The following is a 15,008-nucleotide window of genomic DNA, read 5'->3' on the forward strand; positions in this document are numbered from 1 at the left end:
GATTAGGCCTCCGCGACGAGCGAGAGCTCGACGATCAGGGTGACGTCGTTGGCGAGCGCCTTGCCACCGGAGGGCAGCGGGGCGTTCCAGTTCATGTCGTACTTGGTGCGGTCGACCTGGGCCTCGAGGTTCAGGTGTCCGCGGGTGTTGCCGAACGCGTCGGCGGCCGGGGCGACGTAGGTGCCGGTGGCGCTGACGGGCTGCGTGATGCCCTTGATCGTCAGCTCGCCGTCGACCTTGGCCGTGCCGTCCTCACCCAGCTGGATGTCGTCGGAGACGAACTTGACCTGCGGGTGGTTCTCCGCGTCGAAGAACTCGGCACTCAGCACGTGAGCGCGGAACTGGGCCGGCGACTTGATCGAGATCGACTCGACCTGCGCGGCGCCCTCGAGCTTGCCGTCGACGAGCTTGGCGTCGACCTCGGCCAGCGTGCCCTTGAAGACGGAGACGCCCTGGTAGCGAACGGCGAACCCGAAGCTCGAGTGGACGGGGTCGACGGTGTAGGTGCCGGTGAACGGGGTGGTTGCGGTGCTCATGGAAGTCCTTCCCAAAGTTGTTGTGACAGCAACTATAGCGCAACTGTTTGCGGATGCAACTACCTCTTCTCGGTTACGGTCGCGGAAGCGATGCTCGACCAGTCGATCCCGGCTCGTCTCCCCCTCCTCGACGCCTACGTCGCCGACTACCTGCCCGCGGGCTACCGGCTCGGGGCCGACGCCGCCGTCCTGCTCCAGCACCAGCTCGGCAGCATCGTCCCGATGACGCGGACGCTCCTGGAGCTCGGGCTCGACCCGGCGCGGGTGTACTGGGTGGACATCCCCTACACCGCCAACGCGACGGTCGCTTGGGCGCTGCAGGAGCTCGGCATCCCGGAGGCCAACTTCGCGCGCACCGGCGACTACGACCTGACCATGCGCTACGCGCCCTACCAGCACCGGCGCGTCACGCAGCTCGTGGCGGAGCTGCGCGAGACGCTCGCGGACGGTGAGCGGCTGCTCGTGCTCGACGACGGCAGCTACTTCGCGGAAGCCGCGTCGTGCTTCGCCGCGCTGCCGTTCCGGGTCGCGCTGGTCGAGCAGACGCGGCGCGGGATGATCAAGCTGCGCCACAACGGCGCCGCCCACGCGTTCGCGGCCGGCGTGCCGTTCGTCAACGTCGCCGAGTCCCGGGCGAAGCTGGACGTAGAGCCGCGGTTCATCGGCGACTCGGTGGTGCGCGGCATCCGGACCGCGCTCGGCGGCCGCGACCTCTCGGCCCGCCGCGCGCTCCTGCTCGGCTACGGCGCGATCGGACGGCCGATCGGCGAGGTGCTCGTGGACGAGTTCGGCCTCGCGCGGGAGGACTTCCACGTCGGCGACATCGCCGCCGAGCCGCTGGAGCGGGCGCGCGAGCACGGCTTCGCGACCTGGGACCGGAGCGCGCCGCCGCCCGGCGGCTACGACGTCGTCATCGGCTGCTCGGGCACGACGTCGTTCGGCGTGGGCGACCGGCTGCACCTCGCCGACGGCGCCCAGCTGATCAGCGCGTCCTCGGGGGCCGCCGAGCTCTCACGCGAGGAGTTCATCGAGCTGGCCGACGCCCACGAGCACGACGACATCCGCGTGCTCAACCCGGATCTCGCGCGGGAGAACCTCCACGCCACGATCCACCTGCAGTTCGTCGACCGCGAGGTGTCGTTCCTCAACGGCGGCTTCCCCGTCAACTTCGACGGTCAGGTCAACTGCGTCGCGGCGCGCGACATCCAGCTCACCCGCGCCTTAATGGTCGCGGCGGCCGTGCAGGCGCTGGAGGCGGACGGCCCGGGCCTCCACCCGTTCGACGAGGCCGTCGGCGACTGGCTCACGCAGCGGTTCGACGAGGTGCGCGCCTGATCCTCAGCTCGCGGGCGGGATGTGGTGGTTGCCGGCGACCACGTCGGTCGGGTCGTAGCGGTGCTTGATCGCGCGCAGCCGGGCCCAGTCGTCGGGTGAGAAGAAGCGGCTCGCGTCGGACGGCGCCTCGACGAAGTTCGCGTAGTCGCCGGCGCGGTGCGGCTCCAGCGTCGTGTCGAACGCACTCAGCATGGCCCGCACGGCGCGGTCGGAGTGCTCGTCCATGACGACGCCGAGCGCCATCGCGCAGATCTCGCCCGGGAGCGTGGCGCGGACGCCGGCGCCCGGCTCGGCGCGGTGGAGCGCGCCGCCCATGTGGCGGAACTGCATCAGCGACAGGTCCGGGCCGACGTTCTCCAGGAGCGCGTCGACCGGGAGCGCGTCGACCAGGTGGTGCGTGAGGTGGAACGGGAGCGGGTCGAGCGGGTCCATCGCGAGGTCGGCGAGGACGATCGGCGGCACCATCGCGAACGTGTCGCGGATCGGGCCGAGCTCGCGCAGCGGGCGCAGCAGGTCCCACGCGTCCACCTCGTGCCCCAGGAACGCGCCCTGGACGATCGCGAACGAGCGCCCGCGGGCGAACGCGGGCACGTCCGGGATCGGCGGGAAGTGCCCGAGCGTCACCCACGTCATCAGGTCCTCCGGCAGCTGCGGGAGCATCCGCGTCCACGCGTGCAGCACCTCGGCCGAGCGCTCGTAGGGGAAGAACAGTGCGCCCGCGTACAGGTCCTCGACCGGGTGGACGGCGAACTCGATCGCGGTGACGACCCCGAAGTTCCCGCCGCCGCCGCGCAGCGCCCAGAACAGGTCCGCGTGATGCTCGTGGTCGGCGCGGACGAGCGTGCCGTCGGCGGTCACGACCTCGAGCGCCGTGACGGCGTTCGCCTGCATCCCGTACTTGCGCGAGAGCCAACCGATCCCGCCGCCCAGTGAGTAGCCGGCGACGCCGACGTCGGGCGAGGAGCCGTGCAGCGCCGCGAGCCCGTACGCGTTCAGCCGCCCCACGACCCGCTCCCACTTCACGCCCGCCCCCACCCGCACGCGCAACGCGCCCGGGTCGACGTGCACCTCCTGGAGCCCGCGCACGTTGAGCAGCAGCGTGTCCGACAGGTCGCCGAGCGGGCCCTGATTGTGGGCGGTGGCCTGCGGCGCGACGCGCCAGCCGGCGGCGCGGGCGTAGCTCACCGCGGCGGCGACGTCGCGCGCCGTGGCGGGCAGGGCGATCGCGGCCGGGTGCTGGTCGAGCAGGACGTTGAAGGCCGAGCGGGCCTCGTCCCAGCCGGGGTCACCCGGATAGAGGAAGGCGGCGGAGAGCGAGGGGAGCGTCGCGGAGAGCATGGGCCGGGATGGTGCGGTTTGTGCGGCCCGGCGTCGATCCCGCGATCGCGGGGACTTCACGCGAGCTTCCCCCCGCATTTCAGGGGGGGTCGTTCGGTCAACCACCCCGCGCTGTCGAGGTACCCGCATCGCCCGGGTGGGGTCGCGCGCCGTAACGTCGCGCCATGACAGCGTTCCCCTTCGCGCGAGCGGCGCGACGGATCGATGCCCTCGCCGCCGAGCAGCTGCCCGCCCAGCAGCTCATCGAGGGCGTGGCGACGGAGCTGCGGGCCGCGATGCCGGTCGACGCGCTCGTGCTGGCCGCGACCGACCCGGACACGATGCTGGGGCTCGGCGCGGGCGTCGCGCAGGACATGCCGCACACCGTCTGCTCGCCGTTCTGGGAGTACGAGTTCGAGGTGCCGGACTTCAACAAGTTCACCGACCTCGCGCGCGGCCCGCGCCAGGTGGCCGACCTGCACGCCGCGACCGGCGGCCGGCCGGAGCGCAGCGCGCGCTGGCGCCAGCTGCGGACGCTGATGGACTCCGACGCCGAGCTGCGCGCGACGTTCAACGCCGGCGGCCGCGGCTGGGGCATCCTGCACATGAACCGAGCCGGAGCATCCCACGGGTTCGACGCGGCCGAGCAGGACTTCGTCGCCACCATCGCGCCGGTCGTCGGCCGGGCGCTGCGGGCCTCGCTCGTCACGCACCCGGGCCGCGACACCGCCGGGCGCGCGCCCGGGATGGCGATCGTCGACGCCGAGCACCGCATCGTCTCGGCGACCCCCGAGGCGCTGTCGTGGTTCGAGGAGATCGAGTCCACGTACCGCCTCCCCGACCCCAGGCTGGGGCTGGACGTGCCGTGCGAGGTGTCGATCGCCGCGCAGGAAGCTCGCTCCCGCGGCACCGCCACACGCACGCGCGTCCGCACCCACAGCGGCGTGTGGCTGCTGATCCACGCGTCCTGCCTGCACGACGGCCAAGAGGCCGCGGTCGTGATCGAGCCCGCCAAGGCGAGCGAGATCGCGCCGCTGATCGTCGACGCCTACGAGCTCACGCCGCGCGAGGTGGACGTCACGCGCGCGCTCGCGCGCGGGCTCGCGACGACCGAGATCGCCGCCGAGCTGCACCTCTCCCGCTACACCGTCGCCGACCACCTGAAGTCCGTCTACGAGAAGGCCGGCGTCTCCACCCGCGGCGAGCTCGTCGCGAAGATGTTCGCCGACCACTACCAGGAGGGGCTGAACGCGGCGATCCACGCCGCGGCGGCCTAGCCCTCTTGCGCGATCGGCCGCACGAAGATCTCGTTGATGTCGACGTGAGGCGGCTGTGACACGGCGTACAGCACGGCGCGCGCGATGTCGTCGGGCTCCAGGCGGTCCTGTGACGGGTTGTCGAAGAACGGGGTCTCGACGCCGCCCGGCGAGATCAGCGTCGTGCGGACGCCGGTGCCGTTGAGGTCCTGGCGGATCGACTCCGACATGCCAGTGACCGCCCACTTGGTGCTCGAGTACAGGCTGCCGGGGAGCGCCTTGCGGCCGGCGACCGAGCCCGTGAGCAGCACGTGGCCCTTCGTCGCCTTCAGGGCCGGAATCGCGGCGCGCACGGTGTAGGCGGCGCCGAGCACGTTGGTGAGGACCATGTCGTGCCAGTGCTCGGGCGTCTCGTTCAGCCAGCCGCGGGCGGCGCCGAAGCCGGCGTTGGCGAAGACGACGTCGACGCTGCCGAACGTGTCCTGCGCGGCGGCGATCAGCGCCTCGTTGTCCTCCCACTTGGTCACGTCGGTGGTGACGGCGAGCGCGTGCGAGGCGCCGCCGAGCGCTTCGACCAGCGCGTCGAGCTTGTCCTTCGAGCGCGCGCCGAGCACGACGCGGTAGCCCGCCTCGACGGCGCGGTGCGCGGTGGCGGCGCCGATGCCGGAGCTGGCGCCGGTGATCACGAAGACACGGGAGTCGGACATGCCTCCGTCTTACCGCATCACCCGGAGCGGGTGATGCGCGCCCGCCCGCCGCGCCGGGAGGCTCGGCGCATGTGCCGCTGGAATGCCTACTTCGGACAGCCGCTCGCCATCGAGGAGCTGCTGTTCAAGACGAAGCACAGCCTGATCGACCAGAGCCTGCACTCGACGCGGGGCGTGGAGACGACCAACGGGGACGGGTTCGGGATCGGCTGGTACCCGGCGGACGGCGGAGCTCCGCGCCGCTACCGCAGCCTGAACCCGATGTGGAGCGACCAGAACCTGCAGGATCTGGCCGCGGAGATCCGGTCTCCCCTCTTCCTCGCGCACATCCGCGCGACCACCGGCACGCCGGTGCAGCAGGTCAACTCGCACCCGTTCAAGCACGGCAAGTGGCTGTTCGTGCACAACGGCGTGATCACCGACTTCCACACGACCCGCCGGGAGCTGCTGCTCGCCGTGGACCCGACGCTGTTCGAGGGCATCCATGGCTCCACCGACTCCGAGACGCTGTTCTACCTCGCGCTGACGTTCGGGCTCGAGACGGATCCGCTCGGCGCGGTCGAGCGGGCGGTCGGGTTCGTCGAGCAGGTCGGCCACGCGCACGGCATCGAGCATCCGATCCAGATGACGCTCGGCATCAGCGACGGAGAGCGCCTCTACGCGATCCGGTACTCGAGCCTCGGGCAGTCGCGCACGCTGTACGTGTCCTGCGACGCCGCCGCCGTGCGCGCGCTGTACCCGGACAACGCGCGCTTCCAGCACCTCACGGACGAGGACCGGATCGTGGTGTCGGAGCCGCTCAACGAGGACCTCCCCGGGGTGTGGCAGGAGGTGCCCGAGGCGACCGCGCTGATCATCCAGCCCGGCGCCGACGAGCAGGTGCCGTTCAGCCCTGTGGCGGCATCCCTAGCCCACGCCGGCCCGTCGCATTGAGCTGGGACGGCTGGAAGCGGTCCGGCCACGTGCGCTCGTAGTGCTCCTCCGGGAAGTCGCTCGGGCTCTCGCCGGCCTCGAAGGCGGCGCGGACCTTGTCGGCGTAGCGCGCGTTGCGCCCGCACCACGGCGCGGCCGGGATGTACATGACGTTGCCCCAGCCCTGCTGGTCGGTGACCGGCGCGACGCTGTGGATCATGTCGCAGTGCCACCACACCGAGTCGCCGGCCTGCACGTCCGGGATGCCGACCAGGGCGCGCATCAGCAGCGGGTGCCACTGCTCGATCGCCGGGAAGACCTGGTTGACGGTGGTGCCGCACATGTCGTCCTCGGCGACGTCGTCCAGCAGCGGGCGCAGCATCAGGTACGCCATCGCCTCGGGGATCGGCACCGTGTGCAGCACGCCCTGGTCGTGGGCCATGTCCGACAGCGCCGTCCAGCCCTGGAAGGTGCGGAACACCGAGCACATCGTCGTGCCCGGGTACTGCGGACCGTCCGTGCGGAAGGACGCGTCCCACGGGTCGTAGGCCTCGACCGAGCCGTCGAACAGGTGCCGGAACGCCTGCTGGTAGGCCTCGGTCATCCAGAGGTCCAGCGTGCCGGGATCGAGGTGCGCGCCGAGGCCGCCGGAGCTCGCGCCGGGCGGACGGCGGCGGATCCGGTCCGGATACAGCGAGTCACGGTCCGGGTCGAACCACTGCTTGCCCTCGGACTCGTAGGTCCACAGGTGGTTCAGGAACGACTGCACGTTCGCCATCCGGTCGCTCTGGCGCGCCTGCATCTGGGCGGGTGACCAGTAGACCGGGAAGATCTCGGGCTTGGAGCCGACGCTGCCGAAGAAGTCGTCCGCCGGGCCCTTGTAGTCCTCGAAGAAGTGGTTCCGCTCGACGTAGTCGACGATGTCCTGGTCCCACTGCAGCGCCTGCTCGCGCGGGAAGTGGCCGCGGATGACGACGCAGCCGCGCGACTTCAAATACGCGAGCTGCTCGGGCGTGACCGTGCCGGCCTCGATGTCGGTGTACTCGATCACGGGCCAGACGTTCTCGCCGCGCGCCTTCGCCGCCTCGATCTCCTCGACCTTCTCCGTCAGCTGGGCGGTGACGACTTCCCAGATCTCCTCCACCGTGCGGCCCGACGCCTCGATGCGCGCGCGGATCGCGGCCTTGATCTCGCGGGTCGCGGCCTTCAGGTCCTCGGGCGTTGCCTCCCAGTGCGGGAGCTCAGTGGCGGTCGTCATGTCTCTCCTCTAGGCAGGACTACTTACTAGAACGGCAAGATAGCGATCACGCTCGCTTTAGGCAAGGCTCCTTCCTAAAATGTTCGCGTGGCCCCGGTGAAGCCGACCCTCGAGCTGCTCAGCTCCCTGTCGAGCGAGCACATCCTGCGCGCGTTGATGCAGGCGGAGCGGGCGACGCGCGCGGAGCTCGCGGGGTTCACCGGGCTGTCCAAGCCGACCGTGTCGGAATCCGTGCGACGGCTGAGCGAGGCCGGCGCGGTGATCGACACGGGCGAGCGCACGACGGGCCGTGGCCGCGTCGGGACCTACTACGCGCTCGGGCCGACGAGCGGCCGGGCGCTGGTCGTCAGCCTCGCGCCGTCCGGGCTCGTGGCCGAGGCGGTGGACGCGTACGGCGACGTGGTCGCGCGGGTAGTGGCCGACGTGCCGCCCACGGGCGTCGAGGGTGCGTTGCGCGACGTCGCCGCGCAGGTGGCCGAAGGGCCGTTCCGGCTCGCGGTCGTCAGCGCCGCCGACCCGGTGGACCGCGAGACCGGCCGCCTCGTCGAGCTGCCCGATCTCCCCTTCCTGCTCGGCGCGCTGGACGCGCCGGCGGTGCTCGCCGACCTGGTGGACGGCCCGGTGGTCGTCGACAACGACGTCAACTGGGCCGCGCGCGCCGAGGATGCCGGTCGCGACTTCGCCTACCTGTACCTCGGCGAGGGGTTGGGCCTCGCGGTCGTGAGCGACGGCGAGGTCCGCCGCGGCCACGCGGGCCTGGCGGGCGAGATCGCGCACGTGCTGACCACCGGCCCGGACGGCTCGGCGATGCGCCTGACCGACGTGTTCGCCGCGCTCGGGTTGCGCCGCGCGGGGACGACCGCGATCGACGTCCCCAAGCTGCTGGCCGGCCTGGAGAGCCACGCGGCGCTCGCCCGCGCGCTGGCCGGCGTCCTGTCGGCGGTGGTCGCGCTCGTGAACCCGCGCGCCGTGCGCGTCGGCGGCCCGTGGGGCGCGGCGATCCTGCCCGCGCTGGCGGACGTGGTCGCCGCCACGCCGCGCGCGGTCCCGATCGAGCCGGCCACGGTCACGGACGAGCCGGCGCTCACGGCCGCGCGCGCGTCCGCGCTCGAGCAGCTGCGCGACGCGATCGTCGCCGCGGCGAGGCAACGAACCTAAAGGCCCTGGGGCTTTAGGTTCGGGCGAGCCGTTCGAGCGCCGCGACCGCGTTCGTGACGTACGGCTCGCGGCCGTACGCGACGTCCTCCAGCGCGGTGCAGATCGCGTAGAACCGTGCGCGTTCGCCGAAGTCGAGGTCGAAGTCGCGCATCAGGCGGCCGTGGTCGACCGCGGGGTCGCCGAGTGCGGCGTCGCCCCAGTCGATCACGCCGGTGATCTCGTCGCCGTCGACGAAGACGTGCTCGGCGCCGAGGTCGCCGTGGATGAAGCACGGCGCCACGGAGGCCGGAGCATCGTTCTCCAGGAACGCCTCGACCCACCCTGGGACGAGATCGCGGACGCGCGGCCACGTCTCGCGGGCCTCCGCCAGCCACGCGCTCGGCGGCGTCTCGTCCAGCGGCGCCGGCCACTGGAGAACGTGCACGGCCGCAACAAAATCTGCCATCGCGCTCGCAAACCTCCCCCGCTCGGGGGATGGACGTTCGAGCAGTGACACGCCGCACACGCGGGGCAGGACGAGGCAGCCGGCGGCCGCGTCGACCGCGAGCGGCACGGGGACGGGCAGCGGGACCCGCGGCGCGACCGCGGCCAGCAGCGCCGCCTCCTCCCCGGCTCCAGGGCCGAACCGCGCCACCAGGCCGTCCCCGACGGCGTAGACGCGATGGTCCAGCCCGGTCGCGAGCGGCGTCACCGGCACCTCGCCGACCAGCCTCCGGATCACCTCGAAGTGTTCGCGCACCGGTCTCGAGCCTACGCATCGGTAAGGCGTGAATCGGTCAAACACAAGACATATCACCGCTTCAGGCGTGTGCTCAGCTGCCGATGTCAGAGAGCAATGCCTCGGTCCCCCGCCCCAGAAGCCCGTGTCGCTGCCCTCGCGGCCGCGGTGAGTGCGGGGGCCGCCGCGATCTCGCTCAGCCGGACCCGCAAGTCCACGCCGACGCCGCCCGTGTCCGGCGACTCCGCGCTCGTCGGCCTGATCGAACGCGTCGCCGAGGCGACCGACCGCGCCGACAGCACCGACGCCGTGCTGCGCGCCTGCGTCGACCAGATCTGCCGCTGGACCGGCTGGCCCGTCGGGCACGTCTACATCGCGGACCCGCAGGACCGCGACCGCCTGCTGTCCTCCTCGCTCTGGTACCTCGGGGACGTCGCGCGCTACGCCGGCTTCCGCACCGAGACCGAGCGGATGCCGATGACCCGCGGCGTCGGCCTCCCCGGCCGCGTGCTCGAGAGCGAGCGCGCCGAGTGGATCGTCGACCTCAGCGGTGACGCCAACTTCCCCCGCAACGCCGTCGCCGCCGAGGCCGGGCTGCGCGGCGCGTTCTCCTTCCCCATCTCCAGCGCCGGCGAGATCGAGGCCGTGATCGAGTGCTTCTCGACGCGCACGGTCGCCCCCGACGACCGCCTGCTCGAGGTCGCCTCGCACATCGGCCGCCAGGTCGGCCGCCGGCTCGCCGGCATGCGCAGCGCCACCGCCCTGCGCGCCGCCGAGAACCGCTTCACCTCCTTCCGCGAGTCCACCAGCGACGCGATCATCACCGCCGACAGCGCGGGCCTGATCGTCTCCTGGAACTCCGCCGCCGAGCGGATGTTCGGCTACGACCGCGAGCAGGTCATGGGCCGCCCGCTGTCGGTGCTGATGCCCGAGCGTCTGCGCGCGCCGCACGACGCCGGCCTGCGCCGCGTTGTCGCCAAGCCCGAGTCGGCGCGGATCATGGGCCGCACCGTCGAGGTCGTCGGCAAGCGCGCCGACGGCACCGAGTTCCCGATCGAGCTCTCGATCTCCTCGTGGGACGAGGACGAGGGCCGCTTCTTCGGCGGCATCATCCGCGACATCTCCGACCGCTCCCGGGCGGAGGAGCAGGCGCGCGCGCTCGAGACCGCCCCGGACCCGATCGTCGAGGTCAACGCCGACGGGAACATCGTGCTCGCCAACGCCCGCACGGAGCAGCTGTTCGGCTACGGCCGCAGCGAGCTCGTCGGCCGTCCGGTGCAGGAGCTCTTCGCCCCGAACTCACGCGAGCTGCCGCTGGCCCCCGGCGTCGACCTGACCGGCCGGCGCAAGGACGGGCACGAGTTCCCGCTCGAGATCACGTTCGGCCCGGTCGCCGACGGTGAGGACGCCGTCGCCACCTGCATCCTGCGCGACGTCACCGAGCGCCGCCGCTTCGAGGCCCAGCTGCGTCACCAGGCCGACCACGACCACCTGACGCGGCTGTTCAACCGCCGCCGCTTCGAGGAGGAGCTCGCCCTCTACACCAAGCGGCGCGACCCCGGCGCCGTCCTGCTGCTCGACCTCGACCGCTTCAAGTACATCAACGACGTCCACGGCCACACCGCGGGCGACGAGATGGTGCGCACGATCGGCGCCGCGCTGCGGACCGTGGTCGGCGAGACCGACGTCGTCGCGCGCCTGGGCGGCGACGAGTTCGCCGTCCTGCTCGACAGCGCCGATCGCGAGGCCGCCGAACGCGCCGCCGTGGCGGTCGTCAGCGCCGTGCGCGAGCAGCGCCTCACGCTCGGGACGATCGCCGTCTCGATCACCGCTTCGGTCGGCGTGGTGCCGTTCGGCGACGACGACCTGCAGGCGGAGGGCATCCTCGCCGCCGCCGACCTCGCGATGTACGCCGCCAAGGAACTCGGCGGTGACGGCTTCCACGTCACCGACCGCGACGACGAGCGCGTCGCCGGCATGCAGGCCCGACTCGACTGGGCCGACCAGGTGCGCCGCGCGCTCGACGAGGACCGCTTCGTCCTGTACTGGCAGCCGATCGTCGAGCTGTGCAGCGGCAAGGCCACGCACTACGAGCTGCTGCTGCGCATGGTCTCGCCCGACGGGAAGATCATCCCGCCGGGCGCGTTCATCGAGCCCGCCGAGCACTTCGGGCTGATCGGCGAGCTGGACCGCTGGGTGGTCAAGAACGCCATCCACGCACTTGCCGACGGCCGCGTCGCCGACGGGCTGCGGATCGAGGTCAACCTCTCCGGCCGCTCGATCGGCGATCCGGAGCTGCCCGAGCTGATCGAGCGTGAGATCGAGCTGACCGGGATCGACCCGGCGCGGCTCGTGTTCGAGATCACCGAGACCGCCGCGATCACCAACATGCGCGACGCGCAGGCGTTCGCGGAGCGGCTCAAGCAGCTCGGCTGCCGGTTCGCGCTCGACGACTTCGGCGCCGGCTTCGCGTCCTTCTACTACCTCAAGCACCTGCCGCTCGACTACCTGAAGATCGACGGCGACTTCGTCAAGAGCCTCACCAGCAGCGTCACCGACGAGGTGGTCGTCAAGGCGATGGTCGACATCGCGCAGGGGCTCGGCCTGAAGACGATCGCGGAGTTCGTGGAGGACGCCGAGACGTCGACGCGACTGCGCGAGCTGGGCGTCGATCACGCCCAGGGCTACCACTACGGCCGCCCCGAGCCGATGCCGCGCGCCGCCGCGCCGCGGCTTGACCGTGTCTTGACCCGCGGTTGAGCGGACCGCGAGGTCCGCTGACGATGCATCGGGCATGCCCGAGCTCCCGTCCGCGTTGGTCGTCGACGACGACCCGGTCTCCCTCATGCTGCTGTCCGCCTGGGCGAGCGGCGCCGGCCTGAAACCCGCCCCGGCCGCCGACGGCCTGGCGGCACACCGGATCCTGCTCTCCGGCCTGCGGCCCGCGGTGATCGTCACCGACATCGACATGCCCAAGCTCGACGGCCTCGGGCTGATCAAGCGCGTGCGGGAGAACGTCGCGCTGAGCACGATCCCGGTGATCGTCGTCTCCAGCCACCCGCCCGAGGACGAGCACGACGCCGATCACTGGTTCGGCAAGGGCGAGTCCGCGCGGGTCACGAGCGTGCTCCGCGCGGTCGCGGCCTCGGCCGGTTAGCTCTTCGGCTCGGCCTTGCCCTCGAGCTCGTCCAGCAGGACGGCGCGGGGGAACTCCGAGACGGGCACGGGCGGGGCGCTCGCGACGAGCTTGTACTCGGCCTCGGCGCCCGAGGCCAGGCCGGCGCGGGACATCGTGCGGGCGATCATGGCGGCGGCGATCGGGGTGGCGAACGAGGTGCCGTCCCAGCGCGCCCAGCCGTCGAACGCGATCGTCGGGTCGGCGGGGCTCGGCGCGCTGCCGAGGGCGAGCAGCGTCTTCGCGCGGGTGAAGGTGGACTGCAGGTTGGTGCCGCGGGCGGTGGCGTCGACCCACTTGCCGTGGTTGCTGTACGACGCGCGGGCCCACTTGGTCTCGCCGCCTTCGACCGCGCCGACGCTGAGCACCGGACCGAACGCGGCGGGCCAGAACGGGCGGCTGGAGGCGTGGTTGCCGGCGGCCGCGACGACGGCGCGCTTGCCGCCCATCTGGCGCATGGCGTTGAGGATCGCGAGCGGCGGCTGGTCACGGTCGGTGTAGCCGCCGAGCGAGAGGTTGACCACGTCGGTATCAGTGGGGAGCTGCGCCATCGCGGCGGCGACGCCGAAGTCGTCGCCGACGCCGTGCGAGTCGAGCACCTTGACGGCGTAGATGTCCGCGGCGGGCGCGACCTGGCGGATCAGGCCGGCGATGAACGTGCCGTGGCCGGCTTCGGCGTCGCCGTAGCCGTCAGCGTCCGCGTCCCACGTGTCGGCGCTGCCGGGAGCGCGCTGGACGGTGCGCAGCCACTCGTGGTCGAACAGGCCGGTGTCGAGGACGGCGATCTTCGCGCCCGCGCCGTCGGTGGACAGGGCGCCGCGCTGCGGGAGCGTAGCGGGGAGCGTGGCGGGGCGGACGGTCGAGCCGGGGCCGCCCTGGATGCGGGGCTCGCCGTGGAAGTTGATGGCGTCACCGGCGGCCTCGCCGACGAAGACGTAGTTGGGCGCGACCTGCGCGGGCCCCTCGGGGCGGCCGGCGGTGGCCTTGCGCACGCGGGCGAGCGCGTCGAGCACCTCACGCGCCGGGTCCGTGGTCCGCGGCTTGGTGATGAGGAGCGTCAGGCCGAACGGGCGCTGCTCGGCGGCCTTGTAGTCCTTGAGCACGCGCTGGACGTCAGCCGCGTCGCCCGGGCCGACGAGGACCTGGCCGGGGCGCAGGAGGAACGTGTTGCTGGGGTCATGGTTGACTGCGACCTTGCTCGGGTCCCACTGCTTCGGGAGCTCCGCGGCGAAGGCTGCACCGGTGCTCACGCCGAGCGCGGCGAGGATCACCGCCGCTGCAAGCACGACACGACGCACGATCTGCTGGCCCACCGGGATGTTCTGTCGCCTGGTCACGGTGGGCAGCCTGTCGTCAACGCCTTGGCGTCCGGTTGGGCGCTTCTTGGCGCGACGTTGGGGTGATGACGGGCGCCTCGTCCGAGGGCTCCGGAACACGATGACCCGGCGTGCGCAGGCGGCGCGGCGGGACCATCCGGGTGGGCAGCGAAAGCATGACCCGGATACTGGTGCCCCAGGGCGCCCCTTACATCAGGGACTACCCCAATCCTTACCCCTATGTTGGGGTGCCTAGGGTGCCTCGGCGTGCACCACGAGCACTGGGGTGTCCGCGTTGTGCACCAGCCCCGAGGACACCGATCCGAGCAGCGCGGACCGCGCTCCGCCGATCCCCCGCGCGCCGGTGACCACGAGCGAAGCTCGCTTGTCGGCCGCCAGGGTGCGCACGGTGCGCCACACGCCGGAGCGCGACTCGACGGTCTCCCCGATCGCGTCGAGGCCGGTGGCGGATGCCCGCTCGGCGCCCTGGGCGGTGATCGCAGCGGCCTCGTCCGCGAGGGCCTGGTCGAGGACGGACACCACGTCGCTGATCTCACCGCGCGCGATCGCCGACACCGCGCGGCTCCGCCGGTACTGGGAGGCCCACACGTGCACGACGGTCGCGGTGCGGCCGGGCAGGAGGGCGCCCGCGACGTCGATGGCGTGATCGGCGGCCGGTGAGCCGTCGTACGCGATCAGCACCGGGCCGTCGCTGGGCACGGCGTCGTCCGGGACGATCAGGAGCGGCAGGTCGGCGTGGTGCAGCAGGCTGATCGAGGTCGAGCCGAGGACCGCGCGGGCGATCTCGCCGCGGCCGCGTGCGCCGCACACAAGGGCCTGGGCGCCGGCCGTCTTGGCCGCGTTGAGGAGCGCTTCCCACGAGGGCGCGTGGGGCTTGGTGACGAGAGGGGTGGCGGTGAGGCCGGACGCGCCGGCCTGCGCGGCGCCTTCGGCAGCGAGCTCGCTCGCCTCTTCGGTCGCCTCGGCGTTGATCTCGGCGAGGGCGTGCTCGAGCGTGCCTGAAGGGACGTTCATCAGCCAGCGCGAGGCGCTCGTTGCGCCGGGCGGTGGGGGTGCCGGGACGGTGATCAGGGTCGCCGTGGCGTTGGGGAAGAACGAGGCCGCTGCGCGGACGGCAAGGGCCGCGCTGGGCGACCCGTCGAAGGCGATGGCGAGCATTGGTTTCAACCTACACGGAGGTGGGCGGGCTGAGACGGACGGCCATCGAGGGGGAAGGGAGCTGGGGCGCCGCCCGCACGCCCGGGCTCAGCGCCTCCCGGGCTCCGCGCGGCAAGGTCGAATCGCCGAGCCGGGATACCG

Annotated in this window: 13 protein-coding genes; 6 read left to right on the plus strand and 7 right to left on the minus strand. The window is 72.3% G+C overall.

What is annotated here, in order from left to right; genetic code table 11:
• Positions 1-2 precede the first annotated feature (2 nt).
• On the minus strand, positions 3-536 hold the full coding sequence (locus OJ997_RS25440) for a YceI family protein (RefSeq protein ID WP_270028100.1): 534 nt from the start codon (positions 534-536) through the stop codon (positions 3-5).
• Positions 537-626: 90 nt separating this feature from the next.
• On the opposite strand from OJ997_RS25440, the gene OJ997_RS25445 reads away from it, so the two are divergent.
• Positions 627-1,871 carry a hypothetical protein gene (locus tag OJ997_RS25445; RefSeq protein WP_270028101.1) on the plus strand — a complete coding sequence of 415 codons (1,245 nt, stop codon included), beginning with the start codon at positions 627-629 and terminating at the stop codon, positions 1,869-1,871.
• A gap of 3 nt (positions 1,872-1,874) precedes the next feature.
• Here the strand turns inward: OJ997_RS25445 and OJ997_RS25450 are convergent, their stop codons facing one another.
• Positions 1,875-3,209 (minus strand): FAD-binding oxidoreductase, encoded by a 1,335-nt coding sequence (locus OJ997_RS25450; protein ID WP_270028102.1) that lies wholly within the window; start codon positions 3,207-3,209, stop codon positions 1,875-1,877.
• 164 nt (positions 3,210-3,373) lie between these two features.
• Here OJ997_RS25450 and OJ997_RS25455 point away from each other — a divergent pair, with 164 nt between their 5' ends.
• Entirely contained in the window at positions 3,374-4,465 is a 1,092-nt protein-coding gene (locus OJ997_RS25455) for a helix-turn-helix transcriptional regulator (RefSeq protein WP_270028103.1), read from the plus strand.
• Here the strand turns inward: OJ997_RS25455 and OJ997_RS25460 are convergent.
• A complete protein-coding gene (locus OJ997_RS25460) occupies positions 4,462-5,151 on the minus strand; it encodes an SDR family oxidoreductase (protein ID WP_270028104.1) in 690 nt (229 codons plus the stop codon). The genes OJ997_RS25455 and OJ997_RS25460 overlap by 4 nt on opposite strands.
• Before the next feature lie 69 nt (positions 5,152-5,220).
• Between OJ997_RS25460 and OJ997_RS25465 the strand changes: the two genes are divergently transcribed.
• Positions 5,221-6,084: a class II glutamine amidotransferase gene (locus tag OJ997_RS25465; RefSeq protein ID WP_270028105.1), complete on the plus strand. Its 864-nt coding sequence runs from the start codon at positions 5,221-5,223 to the stop codon at positions 6,082-6,084.
• Here OJ997_RS25465 and OJ997_RS25470 read toward each other — a convergent pair.
• On the minus strand, positions 6,038-7,321 hold the full coding sequence (locus OJ997_RS25470) for a DUF1479 domain-containing protein (RefSeq protein WP_270028106.1): 1,284 nt from the start codon (positions 7,319-7,321) through the stop codon (positions 6,038-6,040). The genes OJ997_RS25465 and OJ997_RS25470 overlap by 47 nt on opposite strands.
• Positions 7,322-7,408: 87 nt before the next feature.
• Here OJ997_RS25470 and OJ997_RS25475 point away from each other — a divergent pair, with 87 nt between their 5' ends.
• On the plus strand, positions 7,409-8,479 hold the full coding sequence (locus OJ997_RS25475) for an ROK family transcriptional regulator (RefSeq protein WP_270028107.1): 1,071 nt from the start codon (positions 7,409-7,411) through the stop codon (positions 8,477-8,479).
• A 13-nt stretch (positions 8,480-8,492) separates the two neighbouring features.
• Here the strand turns inward: OJ997_RS25475 and OJ997_RS25480 are convergent, their stop codons facing one another.
• Positions 8,493-9,218 (minus strand): phosphotransferase family protein, encoded by a 726-nt coding sequence (locus tag OJ997_RS25480; RefSeq protein ID WP_270028108.1) that lies wholly within the window; start codon positions 9,216-9,218, stop codon positions 8,493-8,495.
• A gap of 147 nt (positions 9,219-9,365) precedes the next feature.
• Here OJ997_RS25480 and OJ997_RS25485 point away from each other — a divergent pair, with 147 nt between their 5' ends.
• Positions 9,366-11,957, plus strand: a complete 2,592-nt coding sequence (locus OJ997_RS25485; RefSeq protein WP_270028109.1) for an EAL domain-containing protein — start codon at positions 9,366-9,368, stop codon at positions 11,955-11,957.
• Positions 11,958-11,991: 34 nt separating this feature from the next.
• A complete protein-coding gene (locus OJ997_RS25490; RefSeq protein ID WP_270028110.1) occupies positions 11,992-12,354 on the plus strand; it encodes a response regulator in 363 nt (120 codons plus the stop codon).
• Here OJ997_RS25490 and OJ997_RS37830 read toward each other — a convergent pair.
• Positions 12,351-13,709, minus strand: a complete 1,359-nt coding sequence (locus tag OJ997_RS37830; protein ID WP_270028111.1) for a S8 family peptidase — start codon at positions 13,707-13,709, stop codon at positions 12,351-12,353. The genes OJ997_RS25490 and OJ997_RS37830 overlap by 4 nt on opposite strands.
• Positions 13,710-13,940: 231 nt before the next feature.
• Entirely contained in the window at positions 13,941-14,867 is a 927-nt protein-coding gene (locus tag OJ997_RS25500) for a universal stress protein (RefSeq protein ID WP_270028112.1), read from the minus strand.
• Positions 14,868-15,008: the final 141 nt, after the last annotated feature.

It is taken from the genome of Solirubrobacter phytolaccae (genome assembly GCF_027587195.1).
Classification (GTDB): Bacteria; Actinomycetota; Thermoleophilia; order Solirubrobacterales; family Solirubrobacteraceae; genus Solirubrobacter; species Solirubrobacter phytolaccae.